Genomic DNA, 13,544 nt, shown 5'->3' on the forward strand with positions numbered 1-13,544 from the left:
CAATCGTTGAACGGTTGAAGGGCGCCCCCCGATACCCATACCCACCGGGCTCGGCGCAACGCTTAGCGCCCGGCAGGTTTTGTGGCAGGGCGCCGCGGCAACTGCACATGAAACGCCGTGTGGCCGTCACGCGAACACACGTCGATGCGGCCACCATGCCGCTGCACGATCTGGTGAACGATGTACAGCCCCAGCCCCAGTCCCTGGTGCTGTCCCGGCTCGCGCTCCCGCCCCCGGAACGGATCGAACAGATGGGGAATGAGCGCCGCAGGAATCACCCCGGCGTTGCGCACGGTGAGCTCCACCCGTTCGGGCGCCGTGCCGTCCAGGCGCACCTGCACCGGCTCGGACGGGTCGCCGTGGTGGATGGCGTTGCCCATGAGGTTCGCCGCCACCTGGCACAGGCGCTCGGCATCCCACTGGCCAGCGAGATTGCCCTCCTGGATGATTTCAATGCGCCGGCCAGGATGGCTGGCCTGAAGCTCATGCGCAGGCCGTTGCACCAATTCGCCCAGATCCGCCGGCCCGGTCTTCACCGGAAGACCGCCGGACTGCCGCGCCCGCGTCACGTCGAGCAGGTCTTCGATCATGCGGCCCATGCGCTGGGCGCTGGACTGCATCTTGCCCGCGATGGACCGCACCTTGTCGGCATCCTGCGGCCGCTGCAGCACCAGGGCGCTGGCGAGGATGGCGCTCAACGGCCCGCGCAAGTCGTGGCTCAGCACGGCCATGAACATCTCGTTCACCCGCAAGGCTTCGGTGCGCTCCTGGAGTTCGCGCGCGAGCGCGACCTTCTGCTTTTGCAGATCGAAGAACACGTTGGCCTTGTTGACCAGCATGTGCGGATCGATGGGCTTGTACAGAAAGTCGACCGCACCGGTTTCGTAGCCCTTGAACTGCCAGTTGCTGTCACGCGAGCCTGCGGTCATGAAGATCAACGGCACATGGCGGGTGCGCTCGCTGCCGCGGATCAACTCCGCCAGCTCGAAGCCGTTCATCTCGGGCATCTGCACATCCAGTAGCGCCAGCGCGACGTCGGTGTGCACCAAGAGCTGCTCGAGCGCTTCAGAGCCCGACGCGGCTTTCAAAATCTGAACATCGTCGCGCTGCAGCAAGGCCTCCAGAGCGATCAGGTTTTCCTCGACGTCGTCGACGATCAGGCACTTCACCGGCGCAGAGCTGCGCAAGGGGGACGGCGGGCTGGGGGCGGGTATCACGAAAAGGCTCTCCGGGGAAACAGGGTGGTCAGCAGCGAGGCGATGCGCTGGGGAGGAAGGACATGGTCGGGTGTGCAGGCACGCATCGCCGACTCGGGCATGAAGGCCATGGGAGCGCTGTCCGGGTCCTGCACCACGGTCGTCCCACCCAAGGTCTGTACAGCCGCCAGTCCCTGGGCCCCATCGCTGTTGGCGCCGGACAGCAAAATGCCCAGCAGGCGCTCGCCATAGGCATCTGCGGCGGACTCGAACAGCACGTCGATGGAAGGGCGCGAAAAATGCACAGGCTCGTCGACCGACAGCGCCAGCGAGGGACCGAAATCGATCAGCAGATGGTAGTCGGGCGGCGCGAAATACACCGTTCCGGGCTCCACGGTTTCCTTGTCATGGGCCTCGCGCAGGGGCACGGCGCAGTTGGGCTGGAAAATTTCACACAGCAGGCTGGGTCGCTCGCGGGGCAGGTGCAGCACGACGAACACCGAAGCGCGAAGGTCCGCCGGCAGTGCGGGCAGCATCACGGACAGCGCTTCGATGCTTCCGGCCGAGCCGCCGATCACCACCGCCTCCAAGCGGTCCGAACGGGCTGCTCCGGTCATGCGCCACCCTTCTTCTGGTAAATGCGATCCTGCGGCACGAGCTCGTCGAAGCCGCCGGCATGCGCGGAGAACCGCAGCGATTCCTTCGAACCCAGCCCCAGAAACCCCTTGCGGCACAGCGCGTCGCTGAAAAGGCCCAGCGCCCGGTTTTGCAGGTCGCGGTCGAAATAGATCAGCACGTTGCGGCAGGAGACCAATTGCACCTCGGCAAACACGCTGTCGGTGGCCAGGCTGTGGTCGGAAAACACGATGTGCCGGCGCAAGCTCTTGTCGAGCACCACACGCCCGTAGGCCGCCGTGTAGTGCTCCGACAGCGACGTTTTTCCGCCCGATCTGGCGTGGTTTTCCGTGAAAGAAGGTACGCGTTCGATGGCGTAGATGCCGGCTTCGGCCTTTTGCAAGGCATTGGCATTGATGTCGGTGGCGTAGATGAGGGTGCGCTCCAGCAACCCTTCCTCGCGCAGCAGGATGGCGAGCGAGTAGACCTCTTCCCCCGTGCTGCACCCGGCCACCCATATCTTGAGCGACGGATAGGTGCGCAGCACCGGCACCACGGTTTCGCGCAACGCCCGGAAATAGGTCGGGTCGCGGAACATTTCGCTCACCTGCACCGTGAGGTATTCCAGCATGGCGGGAAACACCTCGGGGTCGTGCAGCACCAGATGCTGCAGCTGCGACACCGTGCGGCAGTTGAACCGGGTGAGCGCAGTCTGCAGGCGGCGCTTGAGCGAAGCCTGCGCGTAGCCGCGAAAGTCGTAGTGGTAGCGCCGGTAGATCGCCTCGACCAGCAAGTGCTGCTCGATATCGAAGGTTTTCTTGCGCTGCTGCGCTACGGAGTCATCGGTCACTTGGGCATCCACACGCGAACCAGCGACAGGAGCTTTTCGACATCGAGCGGCTTGGCGATGTAATCGTTGGCGCCGGCGGCCAGGCATTTCTCCTGGTCGTCCTTCATGGCTTTGGCCGTGAGCGCGATGATCGGCAGGCGGCGCCATTCGGGGCGCTTGCGGATCTCGTTCATCGCCGTGAAGCCATCCATCTCCGGCATCATGATGTCCATCAACACGAGGTCCACCGTGGCGGCATCACCGGACTGCGCCCGCTCCAGCGCTTCCAGCGCCTCGCGTCCGTTGCGCGCGATCTGCACCTTGGCACCCGTGGGTTCGAGCACGCTGGACAGCGCAAAGATATTGCGCACGTCGTCTTCCACCACCAGGATGGTCCGCCCCTCAAAGGTGGATTCGCGGTCGCGGGCCATCTGCAGCATTTGCCGGCGTTCTTCCGGCAGCTTGGATTCCACCTGGTGCAGAAAGAGCGTGACTTCGTCGAGCAGGCGTTCGGGCGAGCGGGCGTCCTTGATGATGATGGACTTGGAAAAGCGCCGAAGCCGCTGCTCTTCGTCGCGCGACAGCGAGCGGCCGGTGTAGACGATGACGGGCGGGAACGCCACGTCTTCCTGCCCAGCCATCTGCTCCAGCAGTTCGTATCCGCTCAGGTCGGGCAGGTTCAGGTCCATCACCATGCAGTCGAACGTGCTGGTGCGCAGCAACTCCAGCGCGCGTTGCGCGGTCTCCGCACCGACGATTTCCACATCCCCGTTGGCCAGCAGGTGGTGCATGCTTTCGCGCTGGCGCTCGTCGTCTTCCACCACCAGCACGCGCCGCATGGCCTGCGTGAATTTGGCCTCCATGCGCTCCAGCGCTTGCACGAGTTCGTCGCGCTTGACCGGCTTGAGCGCGTAGCCGATGGCGCCACGGCCCATGGCCTCCTGGGAGTAATCGGCCACGGAAACCACATGAACCGGAATGTGGCGCGTCATGGGGTTGCGCTTGAGTTGGTCCAGCACTCCGAGGCCAGAGAAATCCGGCAGATTCATGTCCAGCACGACGGCGCTCGGCATGTATTCCAGTGCTGCGGCCAAGCCTTCGCCGCCAGTGTGAGTGACCACGCACTGAAAGCCCATTTCGTGTGAAAGATCCAGCAGGATGCGGGCAAACCGCACGTCATCCTCCACCACGAGAATGGTGCGCCGGCCGGGCTCCAACTGGTCGCGGTCGTCGGGCACGGCATTGGGTGATCGGCGCACGTCGGTCGTCGCTGGCGCCGGCCGCTGCGCGCCTCCGGCTTCGGGCGCCGGAAGGCCGGCGCTGGAGCGGCTGGCCGGTGGCGGGGCCGAGGGAGCCGGCGCCGCCTGTGCAGTGGGCCGTGCCGGCTCCTGTGGCGCGCGCACCGGTGCCACCAGCGGCAACACCAGGGTGAAGACGCTGCCTTGGCCTGGCGTGCTCTGCACGGTGATGTTGCCGCCGAGCAGGTGCGCGAGATCGCGCGAAATCGACAGGCCCAGCCCGGTGCCGCCATAGCGGCGATGGGTGCTGCCATCCGCCTGCCGGAATGCCTCGAAGATCAGTTCCTGCTGGTGCTCGGGAATACCGATGCCTGTGTCGCTCACCGCGAAGGACACGGTGCCATCGGCGTTGCCGAAGACACGCAGGGCGACCTTGCCCTGCTCGGTGAACTTCATCGCGTTGGACAGGAGGTTTCTCAGCACCTGGCCGAATCGCTGCACATCCGTCTGCAGGATAGGAGGCGTGCCCGGCTCCACGGCGCAATGCAGTTCCAGGCCCTTGTCGTGCGCGATGGGACGCATCGGGTCCACCAAGGCGTTCACTGCGCGGGTGACATCCATCGGTTCGACGGAAATGGTGGCCTGCCCCGCTTCGATCTTGGACAGATCCAGGATGTCGTTGATGAGTGCCAGCAGATCGTTGCCTGCTCCGTGGATGGTTTGGGCGTACTTGACCTGTTCGCCCGTCAGATTGCCGGCCTTGTTGTCAGCCAGCAGTTTGGCCAGGATGAGGCTCGAATTCAGCGGGGTGCGCAGTTCATGGCTCATGTTGGCCAGGAACTCGCTCTTGTACTGGCTCGCCTGCTCCAGGTCATTGGCTTTTTGCGACAGGGCGTCCTGCGCGCGCAGCAGTTGCTGCTTTTGGTATTCGAGTTGCTGCGTCTGCTCTTCCAACTGGGCATTGCTTTGCTCCAGCTCGGTCTGCTGCGCCTCCATCTGGGCCTGCGATTCCTGCAGCACCCGGCTTTGCTGCTCCAGCTCTTCGTTGCTCACGCGGAGCTCTTCTTGCTGCGCCTGCAATTCTTCGGCCTGCCGCTGTGTTTCTTCCAGCAGCGCTTCGAGCTTGGTGCGGTCGATGGCGGAGCGGATGGACGTCGCCAACAGGTCCGATGCGCGCGACAGCAGCTCCAGGTCAGCATCGCGCAGCGTGCGAAAGAAACCGAACTCGATCACCGCGTGCACGGCACCGTTGTGCACCGCAGGCACGAGCACGATCTCGGCCGGCGTGCTGTGCCCCACTCCCGACGAGATCGGCAGGTAGTTCGTTGGCACCTCTTTCACATGCATGAGTTGGCGCGAGTCGGCAGCCTGCCCCAGCAGGCCCTGGCCGCTCAGCACCCGCGCTCCGGCCTGCGGGTCGGCCAGTGCATAGCTGCCGAAACGCTGGAACACGCCCCCACCTTCCGCCACATAGGCCGCGCCCACCCGCGCGCCCAGCCAGTCGGCCAGGTAGTTCATGACGATCGGGCCCAGATCGCTCAGGCGGTGATCGCCCTGCAGCCGGTTGCCGAGACCCACCAGACCGCTCTTGATCCAGTCTTCCTGGGACTTGGAACGGTGGTCCCTCATCGCGAGAATGGCGGACGCCAGGATCAGCAGCAAAAGGACCAGGGAACTGGTCCAGGTGAAATAGGCGCCGAAGCGGGCCGCGCTGTCCCATTCGCTGCGCCGGTTGTCCAGCTCGGCGCGCTCGGCGACCAGCATTTCGCGCAAGGTGTTGCGCAAGGCGTCCATGGTGGCCCGGCCCCGGTCCGTGCGCACGACATCTGCCGCCCCTTCCGCATTGCCCTGGCGCCGCAGATTCACGGTTTCATCGAGTTCCCCCATCTTCTGGGCCACCAAGGCCTGCAGATGCTCGAACCGCTGCAACTGGTCAGGCGATCCCTGCACCAGCGCGCGCAACCGGCCCATCTCGGGCTTGAGCGCAGCCTGCGCTGCCGTGTAGGGCTGCAGATAACGGGTCTCGCCCGTGAGCAAATAGCCGCGCTGGCCCGTTTCGGCGTCTTTCGTGATGGAAAGAACCGTCTGCATCTGCGACAGCGACTCCACGGCCGCATTGATGCGTGCCACTGCTTCGGCACGCTCCTGCTGCGACTGGTAGGTGAACAGGGCGATGAAGGCGGTGGCCAACGCGGCCAACATGAAACCGGCGAACAAGCCGATGGGCAAGCCTCGCTGGATCTGGAAGGAGGGGGCGTTTGAGGTCATGGGCACTGAACGGAGTGGGCCCAAATCATAGAGCCCCAAAGGCCCGGAGATAACGTCCGCACGCCAGGTACGGATACCGGCTCAGCAGAAGAAGCACCGTGAAGAAAAAGACCGGGGTGCTCTCCCCCGGTCTCTAGTCGCCCGCCTTCGCCTGCCACTGCGCCAAGTGGCGGCGCAGCTCATCGTTTTCGGCGGTCAGTTCCGCCACGCGTTCGCGCAATGATTGCAGGGTTTCCGAGGAGGCATCGGCTTCTTCGCGCGGCTTGCGCTTGGCTTCACGGACGCGCTTGGCCGCCTGTTTGAGCTCGTCGCCGCCCGCGATGGCTGCGGCCCGCTGCTCTTCCTGCGGCAGGGTGGCCACGGCGGCGGCGGCATTGATCGACAGCGTGCCCGACTTCACGGCGGCCACCACTTCCGGTGCCGCCTGCTTTCGGATCTTTTCGATCATCACTACCTGGCTGCTGCTGAGGCGCGCAGCCTTGGCAATGGCCTCCCGATTGGAGAGCGGCTGCGGCTCGATCCCGGGCGCCTGGGCGGCCTGTGCGGACGGTTCCTGGCGATCGGCAGCCTCGTTGGGCAAGCCCTCCCCAGCGCCCGGCGCACCTTCGACCGCCTCCGGACTGCTGGTGCGGGCATTGCGATCCGCCAGAATCTCGCGCTTACGCAAAGCGAGCACGCCGCGCTGAAAGTCCGATACGCTACGTCGGCCCAGGTGCTGATCGATCATCCAGAGATGGACGTCTTCCATGGAGCGGAAATTTTGATTTTGGACCGTCTGGAACGGCAACCCATGCTTTTGGCAGATACCGTACCGGTTATGGCCATCGACCAGCACATCGCCCCACAGCACCAGCGCATCGCGGCAGCCTTCTGCCAGAAGGCTGCGCTCCAGGGCCGCATGTTCATCGGGGCTCAGCGGGTCGATATAGGCCTTCAGTTCTTCGTTGACGACGATATGCATGGGCAGGGATTCCAGGACCAAAGGGCCGGCATTGTAGAGAGCCCGCCCCGATGCGGGGAAAAACGAAAGGCGTATGGAAACCACCGATAAGGCAGCGCACTCGCACCATAGCTTCAGGGGACAGCTCACCCTGCTGTTTGGCGGGCTGTCGCTGGCCAGCCTGCTGGGCGTGGGGCTTTACGTGGGCCACATCGCCACGGCAGAGCTGGCACGGTTCGGGGGCGAATTGCTGCACACCAGCGCCCGTTCGGCCGCCGATCTGCTGGCTACCAATCTGCGTGAGCGAGCGCAGGAGATCGACCTGCTGCGCCAGTTGACGCTGCTCACGCGCGGCGACCTCTCCGCTCCGGAGATCAGGCAAGCACTGGATTTACGCAAGGCGACCCACAACGAATACGCCTGGATCGGCGTCACCGAAGCGGGTGGTCGCGTGGCGCAAGCCACCGATGGCGTTCTGGTGGGCGCACAGGTGGAGCACCGGCCATGGTTCCAATCAGCCCGGTCCGGATTGTTCGTAGGAGATGTGCATGAAGCCGTGCTGCTGGCCAAGCAACTGCCCAACCTGAACCCCGACCAGCCGCTGCGGTTCATCGATTTTGCAGCCCCGATCCTGGATGACCAGGGCCAACTGAGGGGTGTGCTGGGCGCCCACGCCCATTGGTCCTGGGTGACCGAGACGGTGGAATCCATCGTGGTGAACCGCGTGGGACAGCATGGTGCCGAGGTGCTGATCGCGGACAAGGAGGGACGCATCCTCTACCCGTTCCGGCATGCCGGGCAATTGCACCTTCCGCATGGCGCCAGTGCCCAGGCAGAGTCGGAGCGCCTGGAATGGAATGACGGGGCGCAATACCTCACCAGCGTGGTGGAAGTACCCACCGTGGCGCACACTGATCTGGGCTGGCGCATCGTGGTGCGCCAGCCGCTGGACAAGGCGCTGGCGCCCGTGAAAGCGCTGCGCCAGCAATTGATTCTTCTCGGCCTGCTCACAGCCCTGGGCTGTGCGCTGGTCGCCTACCGCCTGGCAGCGCGGATCAGCCGGCCCATCGAACAACTGGCGCGCGCCGCCCGCATGATCGAAAGCCGTGCTGGCACGCCGGTGTATCCGGGCGACGAACACGCGTCGGAAATCACGCAGCTGAACCATTCGTTCCAATCGATGACGGCCTCGCTGCTGGAGCGCGAACGCGAACTGTCCCAGTTGAACACCTCACTGGAAGAACTCGTGGCGGAACGCACGCAGGCACTGCACCGCGCCAACCAGGAGTTGGAGAATCTGGCAGTCCACGATGCCCTCACCGGTCTGTACAACCGCCGCAGGTTCGACGAGAAATTGCACGAGTACGTGCAGCTCTTTCACCGCACGGGGCGCACCTTCGCCTTGCTGCTCATCGATGCGGACCATTTCAAGAACGTCAACGACCAGCATGGCCACCAGGCCGGCGATGCGGTGCTTCAGCAATTGGCGCGGGTGATTGCGGGCAGTGTGCGTGTTACCGACTTCGTGGCGCGCTATGGCGGCGAAGAGTTCGTGGTCTTGCTGCCGGAACCCCAGGATCAGCAGGAAGGCCGGGTGGTTGCCGAGAAGATCCGCCTGGCCGTGAGCCAGAGCCCCTTTCCTGCCGTGGGCCAGATCACCGTGAGCCTGGGCATGAGCTTCAGCAGCCTGGGGGACACCCGCGAAACCGATCTCGTCCAGCGTGCCGACCAGGCCCTGTACCAAGCCAAGCAACAAGGACGCAATCAGGTGGTCCTGGCGAACGAGAACACCTGAGACTTCACGCCCCGGCGTGACTGGGCTGCGGACGCCGCTATGATTCGGCGCCCCTTGCCATGAACCGTTGCCGCGCCCTCCTCCGCCTGGTCCTGATTGCCGTGTTCGTCCACACGTGCATCGGGTTGCCCCTCCACGAGGCGGAACATTTCCAGGCCGCAGCCCGCGGGGGGCAAGATGCTGCAGTCATCGCAGCGCAAGACGACGCGCCGCCAGCCAGCAAGCCGATCCATGCGCAAGAGCACGGCCCTTGCGCGGGTTGCATGGCGTTTGCGCAGCCATCGGTCCTGCCGGGTGGAATACAGGCGGCCATGGCCGCCGACGGTGCCGTTGCCCGTTGCCCGCAGCCTGAGGCGGCCTTTGCCTTCGTACCCACACCGGATCGCTGGCCTTTTGCCTCGCGCGATCCCCCCGTCCGGCTCGCCTGACGAAGTGCGCTGCATCCAGCGCAGCTTTTGACCCAATTTGCCTCCCGCCTGTGGTGCCATGTCGCCACAGGCGGGACCGTGCACGCCCATCCGGCGCGGCGATTCGCGGCCGATGACCTCCTTTCTGAGACTTTTTCATGTCCTTCCACCCTTACCGGGGAGCGCGCGCTCCCCTTCCCTTTACGTTTGCCATGGCGGCCCTGTCATGCGGATCGGCCATGGCGCAACCCGCAGCAGAAAACGCACCCCAGTTGTCCACGGTGGAGATCGTGGGCCGCACAGAATCCGGCGCATACCACGCAGAAGAAGCCGCTGGCGCGAAAACGGACCTGCCACTGCGGGAGTTGCCCCAATCGGTTCGCGTGGTCACCCGCCAGGCCATTGACGATCTGGGGGCTACGCGGCTCGATGACGTGCTCGACTATGTGGGCGGCGTTTCCCGCCAGAACAATTTCGGCGGCCTGTGGGACAACATTGCGATCCGCGGTTTGCCCGGCAATGAAAACACCGGCATGGCCACGTTGATGAATGGCTTTTCCTCCAACCGCGGATTCAATGCCCCGCGCGATCTGGCCGGCGTGGAACGCATCGAATTCCTCAAAGGCCCGGCCGCTGCGCTCTACGGAAGCAGCGAGCCCGGCGGCACCCTGAACATCGTGAGCAAACGCCCGCTCTGGAAGGCGGCCAACTCGGTCGAAGGCTCGGTCGGCAGCCAGGGGCTCAAGCGCGGCGCGTTCGACAGCACCGGCCCCATCGGCGAAAACTTTGCATATCGATTGAATGTCGCGGCAGAGGACCGAAACAGCTTTCGCGACCATGTGAGCTCCGAGCGGCGCGTGGTCGCACCGGCTTTCACTTGGAAGCTGGGACGCGACACGGTGCTGGAATATGCGGGTGAATTCCTGCGCCATGCAACGCCGCTGGACCGGGGCGTCGTGGCCGTGAACAACCAGCTGGGAACCATTCCGCGCAGCCGCTTTCTGGGCGAGCCCGGCGACGGCGATGTGACGCTGGAGAACCAGACCCACCAGTTCATCCTGTCACACGAATGGACACCGCAGTGGCGCAGCCGGCTGGGTCTGTCGTACCGGGAAACCTCGGTGCAAGGCTTTTCCACCGAAGCCAGCGCGCTGCAGGCCAATGGCTTGCTATCGCGCCAGCGACGTTTTCGAGACTTCGCATCGGATGACATCGCCCTGCAGGCAGAAATCCAAGGTACCGTGGAAACGGGAAGCATTGCGCACGAACTGCTGTTTGGCATGGAAAGCTTCAAGTTCCATATGGACACCCTGATGCTCCGCGCCAACCCGACGGCCGCGGCGCCCTATGCCATCGACATCCAGGCACCCACTTATGGTCAGACGCGGCCCACGCCGCTGCCCAACACAGATACGCTGGAGCGCCAGCGCAACACCGCGTTTTACTTTCAGGACGCCATCAAGCTGGCACCACAATGGCGGCTGGTCGGCGGCGTGCGAGTGGACCAGTACAAGCAATCGCTGGAAAACCGCCGCAACGGGTCCACGGTTCACCAGGACCCGTCGGCCACCTCGCCACGCATCGGGCTGAGCTGGCTGCCCTCGGCGCAGTGGACGGTCTACGCGAACGCCGGGCGCTCGTTCCGGCCGAACGTCGGCTCGGACAGCGCCGCGCAGGCCTTCGATCCGGAAACCGGTCGCTCTTTGGAAGTTGGCGCCAAATGGGAAAGCGCCGACCAACGCATGGGCGCGACGGCCGCCTTGTTCGACATTCGCAAACGCAATGTGCTTACGTCCGATCCACTCAACTCCGGCTATTCCGTGGCCGCTGGCGAAGTGCAAAGCCGTGGCCTGGAGCTTGATTTTGCTGGGCAGGTAACTGCCCGCTGGCGGGTCAATGCCAGCCTGGTGCTGAACGATGTGGAAATCACACGCGACAACACGCTGGAGGTCGGGGGTCGGCTGCTGAACGTGCCCAAGGTCAATGGCAGTGTTCTGGCGGTGTACGAAAACGCTTTCGATAACGGTCAGCGCTACGGCATCGGCGGCGGTGTAACCCATGTGGGACGCAGACTGGGCCAGGCGCGCACGCAGGCCGAGGCCGACGCTGGATCGGCTGCATTCGACCTTCCGAGCTACCGCACCGCCAAACTGGTGGCGTACTGGCGGGTGACCCCTGCGGTGCGCCTGACGCTGGACGTGGACAACGTCTTCGACACCACCTATTACAGCAGCTCGTACAGCCGCCTCTGGGTTGCACCTGGCACGGCGCGCACAGTGACTGTGGGGCTCCAGGCACGCTTCTGACGCCGTTCGGACAGGACAGACAGCGGAGGGCGGCGGATGACACCGGACGTGAGCAACGTCCGACGCCGCCTGCCCAGACCGCTGGCGAGCATGGAGCCTCATGCCCCACCCATCGCCTGAGCCCATGCCTGCCTCCCCCCGCCACTCCAGCAAGGCGCGGCCAACCCGCGCGCCCTCTGCCTCCCGCGTTCGGTCCCTGCTGAAAAACACATTCGGGCTGCGCGAACTGCGCGCAGGCCAGCGCGAGGTGATCGAACGCGTCCTGCAGTCCGAGAACACACTGGCCGTGATGCCCACTGGGGCCGGAAAATCACTGTGCTATCAATTGCCGGCCTTGTTGATCGAGGGCCGGACCGTCGTGGTGTCCCCGTTGATCGCCTTGATGCGGGACCAATGCGAATCGCTGCGTGAACGTGGCGTACCTGCCGTGCAATTGCACAGCGCGCTCACCCCCCAGGAAACGCGCGAGGCCGAACAGGCCATCGCCGATGGCAGCGCGCGCATCGTCTTGACCACGCCAGAGCGGTTGGCAGATGCAGATTTTCTGGCCCTGCTGGCCGACAGCGGCAAGGTCGGTCTGCTCGCCGTGGACGAAGCGCACTGCATTTCGCAATGGGGCCACGATTTTCGGCCGGCATTCCTGGAAATCGCGGGTGCTGCAGCGCGACTGGGCCGGCCGACCATATTGGCACTGACCGCCACCGCCGCTGGACCGGTGGCAGCAGACATCCGCCGGCAACTGGGCATTCCTGCAACCGGCGTGGTGGACACGGGGACCTATCGGCCCAATCTCCGTTACCGAGCAGAGGCCCTCGCCACCGAAGCGGAAAAGCGCAGTCGCCTCATCGACATCATCCAGGCTGCTGAAGGGGCTGGACTGGTGTACACGGCCACGGTGAAAGCAGCCCAGGAAGTCCACGCCGCTCTGTGCGCCGCCGATGTGTCGGCCGGCCTTTACCATGGCCGTATGCCTGCGCAGGAGCGAAGCGACGCCCAAGACGCGTTCATGCGCGGAGATGTGCGCGTGATGGTTGCTACCAATGCGTTCGGCCTGGGCATCGACAAGCAGGATGTGCGCTTCGTCGTGCACTACCAAATGCCCGGCGGGCTGGACGCGTACTACCAGGAATCAGGTCGCGCCGGAAGAGACGGCGAGCCTGCGGACTGCACCCTGCTCTTCATGCGCAAAGACAAGTCGGTGCAGCAGTTCTTTCTGGCGGGCCGTTACCCCAGTGCGGATGACCTCGACGCGCTCTACCAAGCCCTGCACGACCCGGCGCCTCAAGGCGAGAACGCCTGGACAATCGACAGTTTGCAAGCCCGCCTGGATCGGCCACGCAGCAAGCTACAGGTCGGGCTGGGCCTGCTGCAGCGGCACAAGATCGTTGCCAAGACGAAGAATGGCGCACTTTCCTTGCGCCGGTCCGAACTGGAGCCGGCCACAGTGCGCGCACTCATGCAGTCCTACGCAGACAAACGCGAGCAAGACCAGCAAGCGCTGGAACGCATGGTTTTTTACGCGCAAACGGGCCGTTGCCGTTGGCAAGTGTTGCTTGAATATTTCGATCCCTCGGACTCTCCGCAGCGATGCAGCACGTGTGACAACTGCGTCCGAATGGCGAAACTGGCAGAGCAGACCCTGGCCGAGCGCGCTGCTGAAACGGTTAGAGGCCTTGGAGGCAGCGATGGCGAGCAGTCTGCGCCTCCTTCAACGCTGCAAGCGGTAGCGCCGGTGCAACCTGCGCCCGTTGAAAATAAAACATTCGAGCGGGGAGCCAGCGTGCGCGTGAAGCGCTATGGGCAAGGCACCGTGGCCGCGGTCGATGCGATTTCCGTGACCGTGGATTTCGCTGATGGTAGCCAGCGCTGCTTTCAGCCGGAGTTCGTGCAACGGTTCATTCCTCGCGACAGCCGAGCGAAGCCATTGTCTTGAAACGGGTCAAGCACTGA

8 protein-coding genes are annotated in these 13,544 nt (G+C 64.5%); 3 read left to right on the forward strand and 5 right to left on the reverse strand.

Going from position 1 to position 13,544, the window contains the following annotated elements:
- Positions 1–62 precede the first annotated feature (62 nt).
- The 5 genes from BLT03_RS11000 to BLT03_RS11020 all read right to left on the reverse strand — a co-directional run bounded on the left by BLT03_RS11000 (position 63) and on the right by BLT03_RS11020 (position 7,107).
- Positions 63–1,217 (reverse strand): hybrid sensor histidine kinase/response regulator, encoded by a 1,155-nt coding sequence (locus tag BLT03_RS11000; RefSeq protein WP_217640157.1) that lies wholly within the window; start codon positions 1,215–1,217, stop codon positions 63–65.
- Complete coding sequence (locus BLT03_RS11005) at positions 1,214–1,813, reverse strand: chemotaxis protein CheB (protein WP_092743489.1); 600 nt, start codon at positions 1,811–1,813, stop codon at positions 1,214–1,216. Before BLT03_RS11005 ends, BLT03_RS11000 begins: the two co-directional genes overlap by 4 nt.
- Complete coding sequence (locus BLT03_RS11010; RefSeq protein WP_092743603.1) at positions 1,810–2,661, reverse strand: CheR family methyltransferase; 852 nt, start codon at positions 2,659–2,661, stop codon at positions 1,810–1,812. Before BLT03_RS11010 ends, BLT03_RS11005 begins: the two co-directional genes overlap by 4 nt.
- Positions 2,658–6,146: a response regulator gene (locus BLT03_RS11015; protein WP_092743491.1), complete on the reverse strand. Its 3,489-nt coding sequence runs from the start codon at positions 6,144–6,146 to the stop codon at positions 2,658–2,660. Before BLT03_RS11015 ends, BLT03_RS11010 begins: the two co-directional genes overlap by 4 nt.
- 133 nt (positions 6,147–6,279) lie before the next feature.
- On the reverse strand, positions 6,280–7,107 hold the full coding sequence (locus BLT03_RS11020) for a plasmid replication/partition related protein (protein ID WP_092743493.1): 828 nt from the start codon (positions 7,105–7,107) through the stop codon (positions 6,280–6,282).
- Between the two features lie 73 nt (positions 7,108–7,180).
- Between BLT03_RS11020 and BLT03_RS11025 the strand changes: the two genes are divergently transcribed.
- The 3 genes from BLT03_RS11025 (at position 7,181) to BLT03_RS11040 (ending at position 13,527) form a co-directional block, all read left to right on the forward strand.
- Positions 7,181–8,881 (forward strand): sensor domain-containing diguanylate cyclase, encoded by a 1,701-nt coding sequence (locus BLT03_RS11025; protein WP_092743496.1) that lies wholly within the window; start codon positions 7,181–7,183, stop codon positions 8,879–8,881.
- A gap of 619 nt (positions 8,882–9,500) precedes the next feature.
- Positions 9,501–11,594 carry a TonB-dependent siderophore receptor gene (locus BLT03_RS11035; protein ID WP_434802349.1) on the forward strand — a complete coding sequence of 698 codons (2,094 nt, stop codon included), beginning with the start codon at positions 9,501–9,503 and terminating at the stop codon, positions 11,592–11,594.
- Between the two features lie 124 nt (positions 11,595–11,718).
- Entirely contained in the window at positions 11,719–13,527 is a 1,809-nt protein-coding gene (locus tag BLT03_RS11040) for a RecQ family ATP-dependent DNA helicase (RefSeq protein ID WP_175537730.1), read from the forward strand.
- Positions 13,528–13,544: the final 17 nt, after the last annotated feature.

It is taken from the genome of Paracidovorax valerianellae, assembly GCF_900102625.1.
GTDB classification, from domain to species: Bacteria; Pseudomonadota; Gammaproteobacteria; order Burkholderiales; family Burkholderiaceae_C; genus Paracidovorax; species Paracidovorax valerianellae.